The following is a 20,367-nucleotide window of genomic DNA, read 5'->3' as shown; positions in this document are numbered from 1 at the left end:
GCGCTACTCCTCCCCCATGAGCTCGCCGGCATTGCGGCGCAGCCACTCAAAGCACAGCGCCGTTGTCGCCTGGGCAACATTGAGGCTCTCGGTCATGCCGCGCTGGGGAAGCTTGGTCAAAAAGTCGCATTTCTCAAGCACCAGGCGCGAGATGCCGTCGCCCTCGGAGCCCATGACGAGCGCCACGCGGCCCTCGAAGGGAGCATCCCAGCAGCTGCCCTCGGCGTGCTCGGAGGCACCGCCCACCCAAAAGCCAGCGGCCTTGAGGTCATCGAGCGCACGGGCGATATTGGGAACCTGTGCGATAGGCAGGTGCATGACAGCACCGGCAGAAGTCTTGTAGCTGCCAACGGTCACGCCGGCGGCGCGCTTGTTGGCAATGATGACGCCCGCCGCGCCCACGACCTCGGCAGAGCGCACAATGGCACCAAAGTTACCGTCGTCGGTCACATGATCGAGCACGACGACGAGCGCCGGTCCGTCACCCGCGCGGCCGAGGATGTCGGCGACGTCGGCATAGGGGAAGTTGCCAACCTCGAGCGCAATACCCTGGTGAGCGCCATGGCTCGACAGCGCATCGAGCTGCGCGCGCGGCACATACTTAATGCGGACGCCCGCGGCATTGAGGTCATCGATCAGGCGCGACAAGGCGGCATCGCGCTCCCCGCCCTCGGCAATGAGCGCACACTTGATGGGAAAACCAGTGCGTAGCGCCTCGGCGGCAGCACGGCGACCTTCGATAAACTCGCCCTTGGGAGCCTGAACGTTGTCGCGGTTGCGATCTCGCTGCGGACGTGCAGCCTGGGCTTGGGAGCGCTCGCGCTGGCCCTTGGGAGCGGCAGCGCGGTCGTTGCGGCGAATCGGACGCGAGCCAGAAGCAGCCTGCTTGCCTCCACGCGGCGCACGCTTGCGATTGTCGGCCATAAAGTGACCTCCTAAATACAACTATCAAACGAAACAAAATAAACGACCGCCCATGAATATTAATTCGGGCGGTCGGTACGGGTTTTCCAAGTGCCCGAGATTGCCGTGAAAGAGGAGCGACGCGTACTTGAGTACGCGAGCGACGGTTTGAACGGCAAGGTCGGGTGCTTGGGAAACCCGCGGGGATTAGAGAGATTTGATACGAGTGCCGGCGGCGGTATCTTCAATCGTCAGGCCCAGGTCCTTGAGCTGATCACGGATGGCGTCGGCCAGATCCCAGTTCTTGGCGGCGCGGGCCTCGGCGCGGGCCTCGAGAATCTTGGCAGCGGCCTCGTCCACGTCGTCGCCCGTGTAGGCGACCAGGCCGGCGGCAACGCCTAGCAGACCCAGCGGCAGCTCGACCTTGGGCTCGGGGAGCTCAACGCCAAGCGTATCGAGCAGCTCGGCCAGCGTGTCGGCGGCGGCAAGCGCGGCGGCCTTGTCGGCAGCGTCGCCCGCCTGCTCCAGGTACTGGTTGCACTCGGTCACAAAGCCAAAGACGACACCCATGGCACCAGCGGTGTTAAAGTCGTCGTCCATGCACTCCTTAAAGGCGGCACGAGTCTCAGCGGCCTTGGCGGCAAACGCCTCGGCGGCAGCCGCATCGGCATCGGCCGTCGCATGGTTCGCGGCCCAGCGCAGGTTCTCGACCGTACCGGCGATACGCGTGAGCGAGTTCTCGGCACCCTCCAGGCGCTCCCAAGAAAAGTCGAGCGGCGAGCGATAGCTCGTCTGCAGCATCAGCAGGCGCAGGGCAGCAGCGGAGTGCTGCTCGAGCACCTCGGCCAGCGTAAAGAAGTTACCGAGCGACTTGGACATCTTCTCGCCGTCGACCAGCAGCATGCCCGTGTGCATCCAGGTGTTGGAGAAACCCTGGTGCCAGGCGCAGGTGGCCTGGGCGCACTCGTTCTCGTGATGCGGGAAGGCAAGGTCGGAGCCACCGCCGTGGATGTCGATCGGGGTACCCAGGTAGCGGTGCACCATGGCGGCGCACTCGGTGTGCCAACCGGGACGGCCCTCGCCCCAGGGACTCGGCCAGCTGGGCTCGCCGGGCTTGGCGGCCTTCCACAGGGCAAAGTCGAGCGGATCGTTCTTGTCCTCGTTCTCCTCGATGCGCGCGCCAACCATAAGGTCGTCGATGTTGCGGCCCGAGACCTGACCATAGTTGGGATCGCTGCGCACGGCAAAGTACACATCGCCGTTATCGGCGGCGTAAGCGTGGCCCTGCTCGATAAGCGTCTTGATCATGGCGATCATGGGGCCGATCTCTTTGGTGGCACGAGGACGCACATCCGGATCGAGCACGTTGGCGGCGCGCATGACGCCGATGAACTTGTCGGAGAACTCTGTCGCGACCTCGGCGGCAGTGCGGCCCTGCTCGTTGGCGCGCTTGATGATCTTGTCATCGACATCGGTGAGGTTCTGGGCAAACGTGACCTCGTAGCCGCTCGCGATGAGCCAGCGACGAATCACGTCAAAGCTGATGAACGTGCGGGCATTGCCGATGTGAATGTTGTCATAGACCGTGGGGCCGCACACGTACATGCGGACCTTGCCGGACTCGATGGGCTGGAGCTCTTCCTTTTTATGGGTAGCGCTGTTGTAGATACGCATTCGTTACTCCTTAACGGTTTTCTGTAGCAGGCAGACGGCCCAGGCGCCGATTCCCTCGCCCTGGCCTTCCCAACCGAGCCTTTCGGTCGTAGTGGCGGCGACGCCCACGTTTTCGACATCGACGCCCAGGGCATGGGCGAGGTTGGCGCGCATGGCATCGCGGTGCGGGGTGATCTTGGGTTGCTGACAGGCAATGGTGCAATCGGCATCGACAAACTCAAAGCCCAGCTCGCGCGCATAGTCCATCACGCGGGCAAGCAGCACCATCGAATCGGCACCCTCGTAGGCGGGATCGGTGTCGGGGAATAGCTTGCCGATGTCTCCCCCGCGGCAGGCGCCCAGAATGGCGTCGGCCAAGGCGTGCGCGAGCACATCGGCATCCGAGTGGCCCAGCAGGCCGCGCTCGTAGGGAATGTCGACACCGCCGATGATACATCGACGCCCCTCCACCAGACGGTGGACGTCGTAGCCATGGCCAATGCGCAGGTTACTGAACATGGGGAAGGTCCTCTCCCTCGGCCATGCGGCCAAGCAGAATCGCGGTTACGGGACGCAAGTCCTCGGGCACCGTCACCTTAAGGTTATCGCGCGGGCTCTGGACGCAGCGGACGCGCCCACCCATGCGCTCGACCAGCGACGAATCATCGGTGCCGATAAAGCCCTCGGCAATGGCTGCAGCGTGGGCGCGCTTCATAGCATCGACGCTAAAGATCTGCGGCGTCTGCGCGGCCCAATAGAGCTCACGCGGCGGCGTCTCGACGATATTATCGCCGTCGACGATCTTGAGCGTGTCGATCGCGGGCTGACCGCACACGACACCGTCGAGCGAGCGGTCACCCATGAGCACGTCGATAGCGTGGTCGATGGCCTCGGTCGTAATGAGCGGACGAGCGCCATCGTGGATGGCGACATATTCGAAACCCGCCGGAACCGCATGCACGCCGGCACGAGTGGAATCCTGACGGGTATCGCCGGCATCGGCAAAGCTGATGGGCGTGTCATAGTCAAACGGGTCGATGGCCAGGCGGCGCATCTCGGCACGGCGCTCGGCAGGACACACCACCACGATGTGGCCGACCTTGTCGCTACGATCGAACGCGCGGATGGACCAGCTCATGAGCGGACGGCCCGCCACGTTAACGAGCTGCTTGCCGCCGGGATTTCCAAAGCGCTGGCCGCTGCCGCCGGCAACGACCACAGCGCATACGGGCGCCATTATGCGTTCCCCTGTTTGGTGCCCTTCATGCGGTACAGCGAGTCCGCAAGAATGGCAGGGTTGTTGACGCCAAAGTCGCCCAAGCGCTCCGGATCCTCGCTGATGTCGTCCATGAGCTCCTGCAGCGAGCCATACTCGTCGACGATCTTCTCGGCCACGCCGTCGCGCACGACGGACACGCGCGAAAGCGTGCGCAGGCCCAGCGGCGTCATGACGGAGTCCTCGTCCAGGTCGTCATAGCCCAGAACTGCCGCCACGTGCTGCGGGTCAGACAGGTCCTTAGGCGTCATGCGACTCAGCTCGGCGCGAATCTTCTCGGCGTTGGCCTCAGAGGAATCGCTTGCGTAGTCGCGGATCATCAAGTCGTATTCGGTATCCATGCTGGAGCCCGCGAGCTGCTCAAGCTGCATCTGCACGAGCTTGCCCTGGTTACCCAGCTTGACGATGCAATCCTTAAGCTCGGTCTTTGCCTGTTGCATGATCTCGAAACTCGAGAAAATGCCGGTGATGTCGGCGAGCGTGACGTAGTCGTCGAGCTCGAGGGCCGTCAGGCGCAGCAGGGAGCGATCGAGCGACTGACGGGTAGTCTGGAGCGTGGCGACGAGCTGGTTGACCGAGCTCATGATGGTGGTGACGGGCTGGATCTCGTAGCTCTTGCCGTGGACGTACACGTTGACGACGGCGCGACGAGCCGAAACCGAGATCACGATGGCATCGGTGAGCACCGACATGCGAGCGGCAGTACGGTGACGCATGCCCGTCTCACTCGTGGCGAGCGAGGGATCGGGATTGAGGTGGAAGTTGGCGCGCAGGATCTGGGTGAGGTCGCCATCGATAACGATGGCGCCGTCCATCTTGGAAAGCTCGAACAGGCGGTTCGAGGTAAACGAAATGTTGAGCGGGAAGCCGTCGTTACCGGCAGCGAGCACGTTTTCGGTGTCGCCGACGCAGATAAGGGCGCCCAGGTGACCGGCGATGATCATGTCGAGGGCGGTGCGGATCGGCTGACCAGGTGCCGTCAGGCGGATGGCCTGTTCCATACGCTTTTGCAGCTCGTTCTTATCCAAGGCATCGCTCCCATCGTATACGCTCCATAAACGCTAAATAGTTTCTCACGGTTTGTCCCTGCGGCGCTTGCGAAATCCGATGCTTACAGAATGAGCGAACACAGCTGAGAGCCCAACCCAAATCAGCTGTTCATGTGGTAGCATCGGGATTCGCATAAATGAGGGAGTAGTCGCGTGATCGGGTTCGCCTCCGGTGGCGCGGCAAGTCAACACACTGGCCGATGCGGCCTGGCTTGCCTTAATGAACGAGACTCGTGGCTGTGCGCGCAACGCGTACGCCACGGGTCTTTTTTGTTACTCCCCCAAGAGGTACACGCGGGCCCGCCCGCAGAGAGGGAGCCAGACTATGGGACTCGCAGAGCTTGTGTTGCTCGCTATCGGCCTTTCTATGGACGCTTTTGCCGTATCCATCTGCAAGGGCCTTGGCATGAAAAGGATCAACCTTAAGGTCGCCGTGATACTCGGCCTGTTCTTTGGCGGTTTCCAGGCCGGCATGCCCGTAATTGGGTGGGCCCTTGGTAGCCAGTTCATGGGCATCATCAGCCCCATCGACCACTGGATCGCCTTTATCCTGCTCGCCTTTATCGGCGGCAAGATGCTGTGGGAAGCCTTTACTGAGGACGAGAACGAAGGCGACGGCAAGGATGCCGAAAAGATCGACCTGGGCGAATATCTAATCCTTGCCATCGCCACCTCGATTGACGCGCTTGCCGTGGGCATCTCGTTTGCCGCGCTCTCGGTCGATATCGTTCCCGCCGTGTCGCTCATTGGCATCACGACCTTTGTCTTCTCCGTTGCCGGCGTAGCGATCGGCCACACCTTTGGCGCGCGCTACGAAAAGCCCGCCACCATCGTGGGTGGCGTCGTGCTCGTCCTCATCGGCCTCAAGATTTTGCTGGAGCATCTGGGGATTTTGGCGCTGTAAAACACCCTTCAAAACTAAACGTCCGGATGAGGCCTCATGCAGAGTTTTGCATGAGGCCTTTTCATGCAGACTTTTGCATGTCATGCTATGATGCAAAAGTCTGCACGTTAGGAGATCGCCGTGGATACCCTTCCCATCACCACACCGCGCCAAGCTGGCATCTACGTGCGCCAGGCACGCGAGGCTCAGGGTCTCACCCGTGCCGCCCTCGCTAATAAGGCCGGTGTTTCGGAGCGCCTGCTCGCATCGCTCGAGCTGGGAGATGCCACGGGCATTCGGCTCGACAAGCTGTTGACCGTCTTTAACGCACTCGGCATAGGTCTCTTTGCGCAAAGCGATAACGACTCCATCGCATCACCCTCCGAACATCCGATGACGATAGCGGACCTCCCTATCGCGAACTCGAATGCCCTGCCAAAGCCAAGCGTAGGCAGACGACCCGCTCGACAAGGAACGCCAGCTTTCTATGGTGCCTTGCTGGCCCAAATCGCAGCCGAGCAAGGCCTTTCCGGCACTTCAGACCTCTCCTTTGGCTGTAAGGTTGTGAAATAAATGGCAGAAATGGAGCTTGCGACCTTCATTTGTGGCGAAATCGCCGGCACTCTCCGGCAAGACGAGCATGGACTCTGCAGCTTTGTATACGCCCCAACCTATCGCGGAGCACCGCTATCGTTAACAATGCCGCTTTCCAATCGCACATATGGCCATAACATCGTCCGTCCGTTCCTATTTGGCCTTTTGCCCGACAGCCAAGAGCAGCGTCGCGCTATTGCCGCCGAGCATGACGTTGCATCCAACAACCCCGTCGCCCTCTTGTGCCATATCGGTCTAGACTGCGCGGGGGCCGTTCAGTTTTGTCGAGCCGATCAATTAGATGCCGCCCACGGCAGGGTCTCAGCATACCGCCCGCTTACCAATTCTCAAATCGCTCACAAGCTCAAAGCAATTCGCGATGACGAAAGAGAGACATGGATGGGCTCCAACGAAAGCTGGTCCCTGGGCGGCAACCAAGGCAAATTTGCACTAGCTTGGCATGATGGACAATGGTGCGAATGTCTAGGGTCATCCCCCACTACCCATATCTTCAAAAATGGTGTCGTTGGGTTCAAACATCAGGCCTTAAACGAATTCGTCTGCATGAAAACAGCTCGGCGTGTTGGCATTCCAACTGCCAACGTCTCCTATTGCACATTTGAAGACGAAGCTGCGCTCGTCGTTGAACGGTACGACAGAATGGTCAATAGCAGCGGAAATATCGAAAGGCTGCATCAGGAGGACTTTTGCCAGGCACTCGGTGTATTGCCAACCCAGAAATACACCGCCGACGGAGGACCAACTACACGAGACATCCAAGAACGACTGATTAACACAGTCCCCCACCACATGAATCTTGTGCTTTTTACCTATATGTTGTTCTATAACGCCATTATCGGAGCGCCTGACGCACACGCTAAAAACTACTCGCTCATCCTAGGCAAAGGCACAAACGCGGCGCTCGCACCCATGTACGATGTCGCATCGGGCTTAGCATACGAACGTATGCGGCGAAAAGCGCGCCTCGCCATGAGCGTTGGCGGCGAAAATCGTGTGGGGCGAATCGGTCCAGGCGCTATCCGCCGATACCACGGTATGGGCGATCCCGCGCTGGAGGCGGCGCTTACCGATGCCGGGCTATCCGAGAAGTTTTGCTTTGCGACCATGATGGACCTCGCCTACGAGGTACCCATTTGCATGGAAGAGGTCATGGACGAATACGCCGACCTGCCCGGCATGGCGGACCTGCGCGAGCATATGCTCGGCCCCGTCCGCGAAAACTGCCAGCGCACCCTCGACCTCATCAGGGCAGAAATGGACTAGGTGACCGTAATTTCGCAATTATCAAACAAAAGAGGGGGGCACCCGTCGCAAACGCTCGAATGCCCCCTCTCGTAATGTCATTTGCAATCCGCTAGCACGTGGCTCGGACTGCTGCTAGCGCAACCTTTACGCAGCGAGGCGCTTGAGCACGTCGATGAGCAGCTCGTAGAAGCGCTCGGCAGAAGCGAGCTCCATGCTCTCGTCCGGGGTGTGGACATCGGAGAGCGTCGGACCCACGGCGATGGCGTCCAGGCCGTGCAGGGCCTCGGCAAACAAGCCGCACTCAAGGCCGGCGTGAATGGACTCGATGCGCAGCTCGGAGCCAAAGAGCTCGCGATAGCTCTCGACAAAGATGTCGCGGACCGGCGAATGCTCGGCATAGCTCCAGCCGGGATACTCGAACTCAAACTTGGCGTCGAAGCCCAGGACATCGGCAAGCGTCTGCAGGCGGTCCTTGAACTCGTTCTGCAGCGAGGTGATCGAGGAGCGCGGGGACAGCATGATCTTGACCTGGTCGTCAGAGGTGGCAACCACACCGATGTTGGAGGAAACCTCGACGGAGCCGTCGGTGGCGACGTTGCGGCGAATCACGCCGTTAGGGGCAAGACGCAGGGCACGGATGAGGGCAAGCGCGGACTTCTCGTCCATGGCCTCGACCTCGGCGTCGTCGGCAATCTCGACGGTGCAGGTAAAGCCGGGGTCAAAGACCTCGAGCTCGGCAGTAACGTCGGCGATGATGCCCTTTGCGATCTGGGCCGCGGCCTCGGCGGCGGCGTGGTCGGCGTAGACCAGAACAGCTTTGCACTCACGGTTGATGGCGTTGTCCTTGGTGCCGCCGTTAAAGCTAACGATGGCGGGCTCGCCGGCGACCATCAGGCGGTCGATGATGCGGGCCATGATGAGGTTGCCGTTGCCGCGCTCCAGGTGGATATCGCTGCCGGAGTGGCCGCCCAGCAGGCCGGAGATGTCGAGCGTGAGGGTGCTACCGGTCTTGTGCTCGCGCGCGATCGGGCAGGTGTAGGTAACGACGACGCCGCCGGCGCAGCTGACGGTGGCAACGCCCTCTTCCTCGGAGTCAAGGTTAATCATGGTGCGGGCGCTAATCTGGGACTTGTCGAGCGTCTCGGCGCCAACCAGGCCAGTCTCCTCGTCGGTGGTGAACACGCACTCGAGGGCCGGATGAGCAATCGAATCGTCGTTGAGCACAGTGAGCATCAGAGCGACGGCAATACCGTTGTCGGCGCCCAGAGTGGTGCCGTTAGCGGTGAGGACGCCGTCCTTGACGACCAGGTCGATACCATCAGTCGTAAAGTCGTGCTCAACGGAGCCCAGCTTGTCGCACACCATGTCGATGTGGCCCTGCAGCATCACGGTCGGGGCATTCTCGGCGCCGGCAGATGCGGGCTTGCGAATGATGACGTTGTAGACCTCGTCCTGATACACATCGAGACCGCGCTCCTTGGCAAACGCAACCAGGAAATCGCTGATGCCCTTCTCGTTGCCAGACCCACGGGGGATCGCGCTGACCTCCTCAAAGAAATGGAACAGCTGGGCGGGCTCGTAGCCGGTAATCTTGTAGTCCATGGTGCCTCCTTGGCGCAACTGGTTAGACAGTAAGACATGCGCCTTGTATATTCCCAGACTTCGTTTGCATAAACCAGTCGAAAACGCCGAGCGCTCTCGCATCATCGGCTAACGGTGGACCGCATAGCGTAACGGTCACAGTTACCGCAGCTCTACAAATCGAGGCGCCCTTGCCGGAACGCCTCGATTGCACAGATCAAATTGTCGCCACGCCCTACAGCGCGCCGGAACCGGCTTGCATCATGCCGCCGGGGCCCGAGCTCACGCCACTGCTCACAGGCGCGGCGTTTCCGGTGTGCGGCGCTGCCGGAGCGGTATCGCCCCCGAGCGCACCTGCCGGACGCGGCGCTGGAATCTCGCCTGTGCCATGGCTAAAGACGAACTTGCCGTCGGCCACGTCGCACAGGACGGTATCGCCCTCGCCCCACTCGCCGGCCAGCAGCTCCTCGGACAGCGGGTCCTCGATGAGCTTTTGGATGGCACGGCGCAGCGGACGCGCACCGTTGGTGAGGTCGGTGCCCTCGGCCACGATCTTGTCATAGGCCGCATCGGTGAGCTTGATGTTCATGCCGTTGGCAATCAAACGCTGACGCAGGTCGTCCACCAGCAGGTGCGCGATCTTGGTAAGATTCTCGCCCGAGAGCTTCTGGAACACCACAATGTCGTCGATACGGTTGAGCAACTCGGGGCGGAACAGGCGCTTGAGCTCGCCCATCGCGCGGCCGCGGATCTCACTCGACGTGAGGCCCTGCTCGCCGGTGGTGCCAAAGCCAACGCTCGCATCCTGCGCGATCTCGCGGGCGCCCACGTTTGACGTCATGATGATCACCGTATTGCGGAAGTCGACCGTCTTGCCCTGGCTATCGGTCAGACGGCCCTCCTCCAACACCTGCAGCAGGATATTGAAGATGTCGGGGTGCGCCTTTTCGATCTCGTCGAACAGCACGACCGAGTACGGGTGACGGCGAACAGCCTTGGTGAGCTGGCCGCCCTCGTCGTGGCCCACATAGCCCGGGGGGCTACCGATGAGCTTGGAGACCTCGAACTCACTGCCAAACTCCGACATATCGAAGCTGATGAGCGCGTCCTTGCTGCCAAAGAGATACTCGGCGAGCGTCTTGGCGAGCTCGGTTTTGCCCGTGCCGGTGGGGCCCAGGAAGATAAAGCTGCCGCCGGGGCGACGCGGGTCCTTGAGCGGCGAGCGGCTGCGGCGCACGGCCTTGGCAACGGCCTCGACGGCCTCATCCTGACCGATGATGCGCGTCTTGAGCACGCTTTCGGCCTGCAGCAGGCGACGGCTCTCGCTCTCGGTAAGCGAAGACACCGGCACGCCCGAAGTCACGGACACGATGTCGGCGATCTGGGAGACATCGATGGTGAGCGGGCTGGCGTCGAGCTCGGCGGTCCAGGCGGCCTTGGCCTCGGCGAGCTCAATCTCGGCGGCCTTCTGCTGCTCGGTGATCTCGGCGGCCTTGTTCATGTCGTCGCTCTCGGTGGCCTCCTGCGCGGCGGCCTTAAGCTCCTCCACGCGATGCTCGGCCTCACGCACCGGCTCGGGCGCGCGATTCGCGGCGATGCGAGCGCGGGCGCCAGCCTCGTCGATGAGGTCGATGGCCTTATCGGGCAGGAAGCGATCCTGGATGTAGCGGTTGGAAAGGTTCGCGGCGGCCTCGATAGCACCCTGCGTATAGCGCACATGGTGGTGCTCCTCGTAGCGCGGCTTGAGCGCGGTCAGGATCTTGACCGTGTCCTCGACGCTCGGCTCCTCGACATCGATGGTCTGGAAGCGACGCTCGAAGGCCGGGTCCTTGGTGAGGTACTTGCGGAATTCCTCGGCCGTGGTGGCGCCGATAATCTGGAAGGCACCGCGCGCGAGCACGGGCTTGAGCATGGAGCTCGCGTCGATGGAGCCCTCGGCAGAGCCGGCACCGATGATGGTGTGCATCTCGTCAATAAACAGGATGACGTCGTCAGCTTCGGTGGCCTCCTGGATCACGTTCTTGAGGCGCTCCTCAAACTCACCGCGATACTTGGCGCCCGCAACGAGGCCCGGCAGGTCGAGCGTCCAGATGTTCTGGTTCATAAGGTTCTCGGGCACGTTGCCAGCTGCAATCTGCTGAGCCAGACCCTCGACGATGGCCGTCTTGCCCACGCCGGGGTCGCCCAAGATAAGCGGATTGTTCTTGGTGCGACGCGAAAGGATCTCCATCATACGCTGGACTTCCTTTTCGCGACCAATTACAGGGTCGAGCTCGCCGTCGCGCGCCTTCTGCGTAAGGTTGGTGGCGAACTGCTTAAGCGTATCGGTGCCGCTCCCCTTTTGCTGCGACGCGTCCGAGCCGCTAAAGAACGGCAGGCCCGCACCGGGACGCCCGGCACCGGCACCGGCGAGCGGACGCTTCTTGTCCTGGTCCTTGGCGGTAAGTTTCTCGATAGCCTTTTTGATGGAGGCGGACGACACACCCAGGCGCATGAGGATGTCCATGGCCATGCCGTTACCCTCTTCGACGATGCCAATCAGCAAGTGCTCGGTCGACACGTAGGTCTGGTTGTTCTCACGTGCCACGCGGAAGGAGCGCTCCATCACGCTAATGACGAGCGGCGTAAAGGCAAGCTTGGCAGCCTCGGTCTCCTCGCTGGGCTCGGGAACCGTGGTCTGGACCTCCTTGAGGGTGTCCATGATGTCGTCGTAGGAGATATCAAGCGAGCGCAGCGCCTCGGCAGCGATGCCCTCGTCCTCCTTGGCGAGTGCGAGCAGCAGGTGCTCGGTGCCCACCTTATTTGAGTGCAGATCGAGCGCCTCCTGTTTGGCCATCGACATGACCTTGCGCGCTCGATCGGTAAATCTATCTAACATGCTCGTTTCCTTACATGAGTTCATCGAAATCAAAACGCCCGCCCGTCGGCGGCGCTTTTGTCTCTTTACCCACAGGTTGTCTATGTTAACAGCTGGAGGAATATCTATAAACCCGGCTCACATGAATGCAGGTTATGACCGCATCGCGGGACTCACCGCGCGATGCGCGACAGGCGCCCCGCAAGAGAAACCCTAGGCGTCTTTCACCACGTCGGGACTCGTCGCACGCGATGCGCGATAGGCATCGACCTCCTTGGAGACGCGTTCGAGCAGCTCGGATGTATCGACGCCCTCGACTTGCGCGACCGTTTCCACCGTCTGCATGGCGACCGCCCTCAGGTACGCGCACGCGCTGTCCCCCGGCTGCTCGAGGTCTATCTCCTCGCCGCCCTCCCGGGCAAAGCCGACCGCCATCACAAAGCCCATGATGCCCGAGACCAGAAAGCCCACCGCAAAGCTCGAATCTGCCTTGAGCTCTTCTCCGTCGGGGTGGACGATCTCTCTCACGCGGTCGATGATGATCGTATGGATGCCCTGCACGACCTGCTCGGCGGCACCCGCCCTCATGGTGATGACGATGCGCCGCAGCAGGCAGCGGACGTCGCGCCGGTCGAACGCCGAAAGGTCGCCCTCGCTCGAAAAATGCCAGAGGGCATCGGTGATGAGCTCGTTATCCTGCAGCAGCTGGGCTATGGCGATGGCGACGAGTTCATCGAAATCGTGAAAATAGTAGTAAAACGTTCCGCGATTGCACTGGGCGGCGCGGGTCACCTCGCCAACCGACAGCTCGAAGATGCTGTTGTTCTCGATGAGCTCCCAAAACGCCTCGATGATACGGGTGCGTGCATCGGGCGCATCGGCGTCCTTACGCGGTCTCGCCATGCGCCTCACCGCACCCCTGCGCCTTGGCGTTCATGATGAGCATCTGAAGACGGTTCTCCACGTTGGCGAAGCTCACGTCGGGATCGTAGTCGAGCGGCAGGAACTGCGCCGTGGGATACTGCTCCTTGAGCGCATGGATGAGCCCGCGCCCCACGACATGGTTGGGCAGACACCCGAACGGCTGCAGGATCACGAAGTTGCGGCAGCCGCGCTTGGCGTGCTCGAGAATCTCCGCCGGAATCAGCACGCCCTCGCCCGCATCGAACGTATGGTGCAGGATCTTATCGCTCGCGCGCACGAGCTCGGGCATGCGCGTCGGCGGCTCGTAGAGCGGGCTCGCCGCGCCCAGGCGGTCGCAACGGTCGTGCGCGAGCTCGAACAGGTTGTCCGCCGTGGCGTACCAGGCCTTTTCGGGCAGCGACAGGTCGACGTGGAACTCGCGCGACTGCGCATGCTTGTAGAAATAGGTCTTGCGGATCACGTCGGTCATGCGCGCCTCGATGACCTCGAGCCCGTTGTCCTCGAGGTAGCGCTCGATCTCGTGGTTGGCGCCGAGATGGAAATTGAGCAGGTACTCGCCCACGATGAGAACGGTCGGATGCGGGTTCGAGCGGTCGTACGGAACGGCGTCCATGATCGCAAGCGCGCGTTTGAAGCCCGTCGCCTGGCCTCTCAGCCCGGAGCGCTCCATGCCCTCGATAACCTCATCGAGCGCGCGGTCGAACGCAGCGTCCGCCGCGCCCTTCTCGAGCTCGTAGGGACGGATGCGCCTAAGCATGGCCTCGAGGGCATCGATCATGGGAAGACCGTAGGCGATCTGGATGCTCGGGCCAAGGCCGAGCTTGAAGCCCGGATGCGCATTGTGGGCATCGACGTCGTCGTTGGTGAGCACCGGGACATAGTCGTATCCCGCGTCGTCGAGCGCGCGGCGCAGCAGGGGCATGTAGTGCGTCAGGCGGCAGTCGCCGATATACTTGCCAGTCACCACGGCGACGTCGTGCGGGTCGTACTTACCGCTCTCGAGTGCCGCGAGCGCCTCGCCGATCACGATTTGCGCGGGGAAGCAGATGTCGTTGTGCACATAGCGTTTGCCCAGGCGGATGGCATCCTCGCGCCCGATATCAAGGGCCTCGGCGCGCACGCCCTGATTGCGCATCGCCGCGGTCATGAGCCTGCAGAACGCATGGGAGGTGTTGGGGACCAGCGCGATCTTGTCGTGCCGGTCGCGCTTGGTGTACTTGACCTTATACGGGTCGTCGAGCGGATGGACCGCGTGCACCCGGGCGCCCTCGGCACGCTCCTCCGCGCGACGACGGTTGACCGACTCGATAAACGAACGCACGCGAATGCCCATGGGACCGGCGACGTCGCTCTCATCGAGCTTGATCATCATCGGAACCTTGGAGCCCATCTCGCCCATCATGCGCGCGATCTCGTCGGTGAGATACGCATCGTGGCCGCAGCCGAAGCTGCCCATCTGCACGAGCTCGAGCTCGGGCGTCGATGCGACGATGACCGCGCACGACAGCATGCGCGCATGGTAGTTGTTCACGATGTCGATGCGGCTGTTGGAAAGATCGACGTTGCAGACCCCCGGCACCGCATCGGGCGTCAGCACGGGGATGCCGCGCTCAGAGAAGAGCTTGGGCAGCCCGTGGTTGACCAGCGGGTCGTTGTGGTACGGGCGCGAAGCGATCACCACCGCGTAGCCGCCGTCCTCGTGCACGTTCTCGAGCACCTGCCTGCCGCGCAGCTGCAGCTGGTTCTCAAACGTCTCCTGCGCGCGGTCCGCCTGCTCGGTCGCCTTGGCAACCAGGTCGGCATCGATATCGAAGGTCTCCTTGCACCACGCCTTGAGCTGGCGGTTTCGGTCGCCCTCGTCGTACCAGTGGAACAGCGGCGTATCGAACGGAACGCCGAAACGCTCCTCCGGGTTATCGGAATTGCGCATCACGTAGGGGTATCCCTTTACGACGGCGCACATCCACTCGCTGGTAGAGGCGGTGTTTTCGGTGGGCACCGTCGTGATGACGGGCATGAAGATGCGGTCGACGCCGGCGTCGACGAGATTGCGGATGTGCCCGTGGACGAGCTTGGCCGGGAAGCACACGGTGTCGGATGTGACGTGCGCCAGACCGCGCTCGTACATCGCCTTGGTGCTGCGTCCCGAGACGCGCACCTTAAAGCCGAGCGTGCTGAAGAACGTCGACCAGAACGGCATGGTGTCCCAGAACTCGAGCACACGGGGAATGCCGATCGTGACATCGCGCCCCCCGCTGACGGAAACCGTGGGGTACGACTCGAACAGCAGCTTCTCGCGGTCGACAAAGAGATTGGGGGCAGCCGCGGTCCGGTCGCGCCCCGTGCCGGGTGCCTGTGCCTCGCAAGCACCCTGCGGACGCAGCTCCTCCGCCGCGGGAACCTCGCGCACGAGCTCATCCCATGAGATGGCGCCGCCGCGCGGGCAGCGATTGCCCGTGACGTAAAGCGAGCCGTCGCCAAATGCCACGACCGCGCGCTGGCAGCGGTTGTTGCACCGACGGCAGGTAACGCCGCCGAACTCGCGATGCTCGAAGCGCTCCACGGCATCGAGCCCGATAAACGACGTGCCGGCGTCGCCCTTGCGGCATTCCTCGCGCGCGAGCAGGGCGATACCGATAGCGCCCATCAGCCCCGGGTGGGGCGCACGCGTGACGGGTTTGCCCAGATACTGCTCGAATGCGCGCAGCACCGCGTCGTTTCGGAACGTGCCGCCCTGGACGACGACTTTGTCGCCCAGACGGTTGAGATTTGAAACGCGAATGACCTTGGTGAACACGTTCTCGATAATCGAACGGCAGAGACCGGCCATGATGTCGCCCGGACCCTTACCGCGCCGCTGCTCGGAAACGACGCTGCTGTTCATGAACACCGTGCAGCGGCTGCCGAGAACGGCGGGGGCTTTGGACGAAAATGCCTCGGTCGCGATATCCTCAACGGCTATTCCGAGGTTTTTGGCAAAACCCTCGAGGAACGAGCCGCAGCCCGCAGAGCACGCCTCGTTGACGACGATATCGGTCAGCACGCCGTGGTTGAGCCAGATGGCCTTCATATCCTGTCCGCCGATGTCGAGCACGAAGGTCGCATCGGGAACGCATGCGCACGCGGCGCGGGCGTGCGCGACCGTCTCGACCGTATGGTAGTCGGCGTGGAACGCGCGCGCGAAAAGCTCCTCGCCGTATCCCGTGGTGCCCACGGCATCGATCGCAAGCGTGACTCCCGCTGTCTCCCAGCGGTTCTTCAAGCTGACAAGACCCTGTTGGGCGACGTCGAGCGGTCTGCCGTTATTAGACGCGTAGAACGAATCGACAAGCTCACCCGCCTCATCGACCAGGGCGAACTTGGTCGTCGTGCTCCCCGAATCGATACCGAGCGCCACACGCACCGTCTCTCCGGGCGCATACGCATCCGGACCCTTTGCCGGCGTCTCTTTGCCATGGCGTGCCGTAAAATCCGCCTGCTCGGCAGGTGTGGCAAAAAAGGGCTGGGCAAGACGTCCCTCCCCGCTTGCGGGCGCGACCGTCTCGAGCTTATCCAGCCGGACAAAAGCGTCGGGAAGGTCGATCGGTTGGGACGATGCGAACATGTCGGTCAGCGACAGGGCGGCACCGCGCGCGACCATGATCTGCGGATCGCGCGGGACGATAACCTGATCGTCCGATAGATTCAGTTGCTCCCGGAACACGCGGACCAGTGTGGGGTTGTAGGCGAGCGTACCGCCCTCGAAGATTACCGGCGGCTCGATGTCGATACCCTGGGCCAGACCGCCGATCGTTTGGCGGGCGACCGCGTGAAGCGCCGAAAGCGCCAGGTCGGTGGTAGGAATGCCCTCGTTGAGCAGCGGCTGGATATCGGTCTTTGCGTACACGCCGCAGCGGCCCGAGACCTCGTGGACGGTCGTCCCCCGGCTTGCGAGCTGCTCGAACTCGCCCGATTCGGTGCCGACCCCCATGAGCTTTGCCATCTCGTCGATAAATGCACCGGTACCGCCTGCGCACGAGCCGTTCATGCGCATGTCGGCAACCTCGATGTCTCCCTTATCGTTGGTGCGGAAGAAGATCATCTTGGCGTCTTGGCCGCCCAGCTCGATGGCGCAGCGCGTCTGCGGATAGAACCTGCTGATCGCGAGCGCGTTGGCGACCACCTCCTGAACGTACGAGGCGCCCAGCGCGGTCGCGATATCGCGCGCACCCGAGCCGGTCACCGCAACGCGCAGTGACTCATGGGGAAAGCGCTCGGCGAGCTCGCCGAGCATGGCGCGCACGCTCGCTGTCTGACACGCCCCGTGGCGGCGATATCCCCACCACGCCTCGGTCATATCCTCGTGCATCGCGTAAACTTTGGTCGTCGTCGACCCTACGTCCAGTCCTACTAGCAACGCCATAATGCTCCGTCTCTCGCATTTTTCCCGCTAGAGATATACCACTCTACGTAATACAACAGACTGTTGTATTTAAACTCCGTATAAAAAGCGGCTGCCGAAACGCTTCAGCAGCCGCCGAATGCACCAACAGATTGTTCTGCGCGCTAGCACGTCGGGCAACGGAGCAGCACGGGCCCTCCGGTCATGCGCACCGCTCACGCCCGCGATGTCGCCGAGAGAGCTATCCACGCTTTGGGCTCCAACCAAGCAAGTCGCCCGCGCTCAGCAGATCCCTAAGCGAGCTACTCGCACTCAGGAGCCATAGCCTGCTCCAAGAGCTCGGCATGCTCCTCCTCGAAAACCGTCCCCACAGGGAAGGCGCGACGGAAGACGAAGCGGGAAATCGGACCGGCTACCAAAAGGTTCCACGGCAGCGCCATCACAAAATTATGCGGGATGTTGATCATCCAGATCGCGGGCACGGAATACAGGTTCGCAAGGATGCCGCCGGGCATGTGCGTCAGACCCTCACAGGCACCGTACAGCGACATGATGATGACCATGGGAACGACCATGCAGGAGCTGACGGCAAGCGTCATGGCAAGCGGCGAACTCTTGCCCGGCGTGACCAGGAATTTAAAGGCGAAACCCTTGGCAAGGGGGCTGGCAACAAACCAGTCGCAGCACATGGCAAAAATGTAGGCAACGGGGAAGCCGAGCCACGCGGCGGCAACAACCTCGCCGTTGATGGCCCCATGCTGCAGGGCAACGTTGTAGATGCTCATCCAGAGCACCATGCAAAAGCACATGATAAAGGTGAACAGCAGGCTCTCTCGTTTGTTGATAGGCATAAAGGGCATTGTCCTTTCTGTGTTACGCCGCGGCACCACGCAACAAAAACGGGCGGGCAAGATGGAGCTGTTGGGACTTCATCTCGCCCGCCCGTGGTACGTGCGTCTGCGACTACTTATGTGGTGGAACTACCCTAACACGAACGGCGCGCGCTTCGTAAGCGTTGAGTTTATGGAGATGCAGGACACCAATAATCCCCCCCCCCGACCCCATAAGTTGCGGTGGAATACGGACTGTTTTGACCCTTTAAGCAGCAATTCAGTCCCTATTTCACCGCAACTCATTGGGGGTGCAAAGTAACCTGTCCCCTTTGCACCAATTAGCTGGTGTGGCGCCAGCGAGGGTCGGTGAGTGTACGTGCCACACCCAGACCAACGGGCAAAAACGCCACGATGAGCACTGCACGCACAAACCAACCGAGCATATTGACTGTGTCGAAGGTGCACATGTAATACATCGAGCGATACAGATACAAACCCGGCACCATAATGACAATCGAAGGCACCGTGAGAGCGATACGCGGGTAGGTGAGCTTGACTTCGGCCAAGCTTGCCAGCAGACCCGATACCAGCGCGCCGATAAACGCTGCTGCCTCGGGAGGCATTCCCGTGCTGAGGCCCAGGAAGGGAATCATCGTCGGCGCATCGACGAGCGTAAGGCGCAGGGTATTGGAAACGGCGCCGATCAACCCAGCTGCCGCGGCCATCTTTACCGGGCTGTTGAACATCACCGAGAAGCCGAATACGCCAACGAAGCTCATCACCACGCGCAGGAGCGTAAGGGCAAGCGGCGAAAGGCCCAGTGGGGCAAAGTCGTCCGGCGCCAGGCCAACACACTCGGCAACCATCCAACCTACGAGGGTCGCCATCACAATAATCGATACGGCATATGAAAGGCGCTCGATACCGCTTCGCATGTCGAGCTTAGCGATGTCGAGGCCTGCCGTAATGAGCGGAAAGCCGGGAATCACAAAGAGCATGGCGCCGATATAGCCTTCTTGGTGCGACATTGCCCCCGGTATGACCTGGCCAAGGCCGAGCAATGCCAGCAGATACGAAACGCAAGCGAGCGCAACACCGGTCGTCAGCGCGCTGAACTGACCAAGGCCTTGCTTGAGAATATGGGAGCGAGCAAAGTTACCGACACCAGCGCCTACGAATGCACAGGCCATCTCGATAGGGCCGCCGCCGAGCAAAAAGACGAAGGCGCCGCAAGCACAGGCTGCCGCAAGGCCCTGTTGCCAGGGAGAGTAATCGGGCTTTGAGCTCTCAACGGTCCTGAGCATCTCGTGATACTCGTGTACCGTGAAGCGACGACCATAGGTCTCGATTTCCTTGAGGAAACTCTCCATCATCCAAATGCGATGGGTATTGACTCCCGTTGTGGGCAGGCTGACAACCTCGTTAAAGCAGTGGCCATCTTCGATGCAGGTGCACTCAAACGACAGAAGACTCAGGTCGACGTGAATCGTGACGCCCAGTACGGCAGCAACACGATTCATGGTATCGCGCACGCGCCAGGCACCCGTTCCGCTTGCCAGCATAAGCATGCCGGTGCGGCAGATGATGGATGATTTATCGGTGAGCGGCGCATCGACGGCAAGTTCATCGCCTGCCGTCACGATCTGGTGCCAGTCAGTTTTCATATGGAGCGCGCCGGCACGAACGCCGTGATGCATGGGGGCTCTCGAAAGCAGCGAGTCAAGGCGCGAAGGCTGTGGGGGCTCCGTTAATTCGCCCTCGTCCTCGTCGGGCTCTTCATCGACCAGATCAAAGGAATCAAGCGGCGCTGGCTCGCGACGGTCGATCAGCTCCTCGTCCTCATCATCAAAGTAATTGAACTGATCGAGCATGTCCTCTTCGATTGAACGCTCGCTCGCGTCGTCCATATAGACGCTCCCTTCCTACCGACTAACCCCCATCCTAGGCAGCAACGGCTAAAGGAAACATAAAAGGACGGCTGTCATGCGAGCCATGTGCGCAATAGCCGTTGGGTAGTCGTTTGAGAACGCCCCCAATGACTACATCGATGTTCTAAGTGTCAACCAAGTCAACGCCGCAGATAGAGGACGGACAGCGAGCGACGTCCAGGGCGAACAAGTTGGCATGAAAAAGGCAAGGCATAGACCTTCTGGTCATGCCTTGCCTT

The 20,367-nt window shown here is 61.6% G+C and carries 14 protein-coding genes; 3 read left to right on the top strand and 11 right to left on the bottom strand.

What is annotated here, in order from left to right:
* Positions 1–3 precede the first annotated feature (3 nt).
* The 5 genes from rlmB to disA all read right to left on the bottom strand — a co-directional run bounded on the left by rlmB (position 4) and on the right by disA (position 4,833).
* Positions 4–924 (bottom strand): 23S rRNA (guanosine(2251)-2'-O)-methyltransferase RlmB, encoded by a 921-nt coding sequence (rlmB, locus tag FGQ61_RS04750; protein WP_138374751.1) that lies wholly within the window; start codon positions 922–924, stop codon positions 4–6.
* Between the two features lie 186 nt (positions 925–1,110).
* Positions 1,111–2,577: a cysteine--tRNA ligase gene (cysS, locus tag FGQ61_RS04745; protein ID WP_138374750.1), complete on the bottom strand. Its 1,467-nt coding sequence runs from the start codon at positions 2,575–2,577 to the stop codon at positions 1,111–1,113.
* Positions 2,578–2,580: 3 nt separating this feature from the next.
* Positions 2,581–3,075, bottom strand: coding sequence for a 2-C-methyl-D-erythritol 2,4-cyclodiphosphate synthase (ispF, locus tag FGQ61_RS04740; protein WP_138374749.1), 495 nt, complete (start codon positions 3,073–3,075; stop codon positions 2,581–2,583).
* On the bottom strand, positions 3,065–3,793 hold the full coding sequence (ispD, locus tag FGQ61_RS04735) for a 2-C-methyl-D-erythritol 4-phosphate cytidylyltransferase (RefSeq protein ID WP_138374748.1): 729 nt from the start codon (positions 3,791–3,793) through the stop codon (positions 3,065–3,067). The genes ispF and ispD overlap by 11 nt, the downstream gene beginning before the upstream one ends.
* Positions 3,793–4,833: a DNA integrity scanning diadenylate cyclase DisA gene (gene disA / locus FGQ61_RS04730; protein WP_369796797.1), complete on the bottom strand. Its 1,041-nt coding sequence runs from the start codon at positions 4,831–4,833 to the stop codon at positions 3,793–3,795. The genes ispD and disA overlap by 1 nt, the downstream gene beginning before the upstream one ends.
* Positions 4,834–5,206: 373 nt before the next feature.
* On the opposite strand from disA, the gene FGQ61_RS04725 reads away from it, so the two are divergent.
* The 3 genes from FGQ61_RS04725 to FGQ61_RS04715 all read left to right on the top strand — a co-directional run bounded on the left by FGQ61_RS04725 (position 5,207) and on the right by FGQ61_RS04715 (position 7,642).
* Positions 5,207–5,785, top strand: a complete 579-nt coding sequence (locus FGQ61_RS04725; protein ID WP_117745788.1) for a manganese efflux pump MntP — start codon at positions 5,207–5,209, stop codon at positions 5,783–5,785.
* Positions 5,786–5,905: 120 nt separating this feature from the next.
* A complete protein-coding gene (locus tag FGQ61_RS04720) occupies positions 5,906–6,337 on the top strand; it encodes a helix-turn-helix domain-containing protein (RefSeq protein ID WP_035137547.1) in 432 nt (143 codons plus the stop codon).
* Complete coding sequence (locus FGQ61_RS04715) at positions 6,338–7,642, top strand: type II toxin-antitoxin system HipA family toxin (RefSeq protein ID WP_138374747.1); 1,305 nt, start codon at positions 6,338–6,340, stop codon at positions 7,640–7,642.
* A 126-nt stretch (positions 7,643–7,768) separates the two neighbouring features.
* Here the strand turns inward: FGQ61_RS04715 and FGQ61_RS04710 are convergent, their stop codons facing one another.
* From FGQ61_RS04710 to FGQ61_RS04685, 6 genes are all read right to left on the bottom strand, one after another.
* Positions 7,769–9,226, bottom strand: coding sequence for an aminoacyl-histidine dipeptidase (locus tag FGQ61_RS04710; RefSeq protein WP_138374746.1), 1,458 nt, complete (start codon positions 9,224–9,226; stop codon positions 7,769–7,771).
* Positions 9,227–9,440: 214 nt separating this feature from the next.
* The gene (locus tag FGQ61_RS04705) at positions 9,441–12,083 is read right to left on the bottom strand and encodes an ATP-dependent Clp protease ATP-binding subunit (RefSeq protein ID WP_138374745.1); all 2,643 of its coding nucleotides are present in this window, start codon (positions 12,081–12,083) and stop codon (positions 9,441–9,443) included.
* Between the two features lie 192 nt (positions 12,084–12,275).
* Positions 12,276–12,965 (bottom strand): TetR/AcrR family transcriptional regulator, encoded by a 690-nt coding sequence (locus tag FGQ61_RS04700; protein WP_138374744.1) that lies wholly within the window; start codon positions 12,963–12,965, stop codon positions 12,276–12,278.
* Entirely contained in the window at positions 12,949–17,388 is a 4,440-nt protein-coding gene (locus FGQ61_RS04695) for an acyl-CoA dehydratase activase (RefSeq protein ID WP_138374743.1), read from the bottom strand. Before FGQ61_RS04695 ends, FGQ61_RS04700 begins: the two co-directional genes overlap by 17 nt.
* A gap of 281 nt (positions 17,389–17,669) precedes the next feature.
* Positions 17,670–18,218 carry a DUF2798 domain-containing protein gene (locus tag FGQ61_RS04690; protein WP_117848029.1) on the bottom strand — a complete coding sequence of 183 codons (549 nt, stop codon included), beginning with the start codon at positions 18,216–18,218 and terminating at the stop codon, positions 17,670–17,672.
* Positions 18,219–18,538: 320 nt separating this feature from the next.
* On the bottom strand, positions 18,539–20,107 hold the full coding sequence (locus tag FGQ61_RS04685) for a threonine/serine exporter family protein (protein WP_212745437.1): 1,569 nt from the start codon (positions 20,105–20,107) through the stop codon (positions 18,539–18,541).
* Between the last annotated feature and the right edge of the window lie 260 nt (positions 20,108–20,367).

The organism is Collinsella aerofaciens, assembly GCF_005844325.1.
Classification (GTDB): Bacteria; Actinomycetota; Coriobacteriia; order Coriobacteriales; family Coriobacteriaceae; genus Collinsella; species Collinsella aerofaciens_G.
The sequence above is the reverse complement of the archived record's forward strand: the minus strand, read 5'-3'. Positions and strand labels throughout refer to the sequence as shown.

Coding starts and splice junctions, on each gene's coding strand:
- rlmB (WP_138374751.1), bottom strand. CDS start 924: ATGGCCGACAATCGCAAGCGTGCGCCGCGTGGAGGCAAGCAGGCTGCT.
- cysS (WP_138374750.1), bottom strand. CDS start 2,577: ATGCGTATCTACAACAGCGCTACCCATAAAAAGGAAGAGCTCCAGCCC.
- ispF (WP_138374749.1), bottom strand. CDS start 3,075: ATGTTCAGTAACCTGCGCATTGGCCATGGCTACGACGTCCACCGTCTG.
- ispD (WP_138374748.1), bottom strand. CDS start 3,793: ATGGCGCCCGTATGCGCTGTGGTCGTTGCCGGCGGCAGCGGCCAGCGC.
- disA (WP_369796797.1), bottom strand. CDS start 4,833: ATGGAACAGGCCATCCGCCTGACGGCACCTGGTCAGCCGATCCGCACC.
- FGQ61_RS04725 (WP_117745788.1), top strand. CDS start 5,207: ATGGGACTCGCAGAGCTTGTGTTGCTCGCTATCGGCCTTTCTATGGAC.
- FGQ61_RS04715 (WP_138374747.1), top strand. CDS start 6,338: ATGGCAGAAATGGAGCTTGCGACCTTCATTTGTGGCGAAATCGCCGGC.
- FGQ61_RS04710 (WP_138374746.1), bottom strand. CDS start 9,226: ATGGACTACAAGATTACCGGCTACGAGCCCGCCCAGCTGTTCCATTTC.
- FGQ61_RS04705 (WP_138374745.1), bottom strand. CDS start 12,083: ATGTTAGATAGATTTACCGATCGAGCGCGCAAGGTCATGTCGATGGCC.
- FGQ61_RS04700 (WP_138374744.1), bottom strand. CDS start 12,965: ATGGCGAGACCGCGTAAGGACGCCGATGCGCCCGATGCACGCACCCGT.
- FGQ61_RS04695 (WP_138374743.1), bottom strand. CDS start 17,388: ATGGCGTTGCTAGTAGGACTGGACGTAGGGTCGACGACGACCAAAGTT.
- FGQ61_RS04690 (WP_117848029.1), bottom strand. CDS start 18,218: ATGCCTATCAACAAACGAGAGAGCCTGCTGTTCACCTTTATCATGTGC.
- FGQ61_RS04685 (WP_212745437.1), bottom strand. CDS start 20,107: ATGGACGACGCGAGCGAGCGTTCAATCGAAGAGGACATGCTCGATCAG.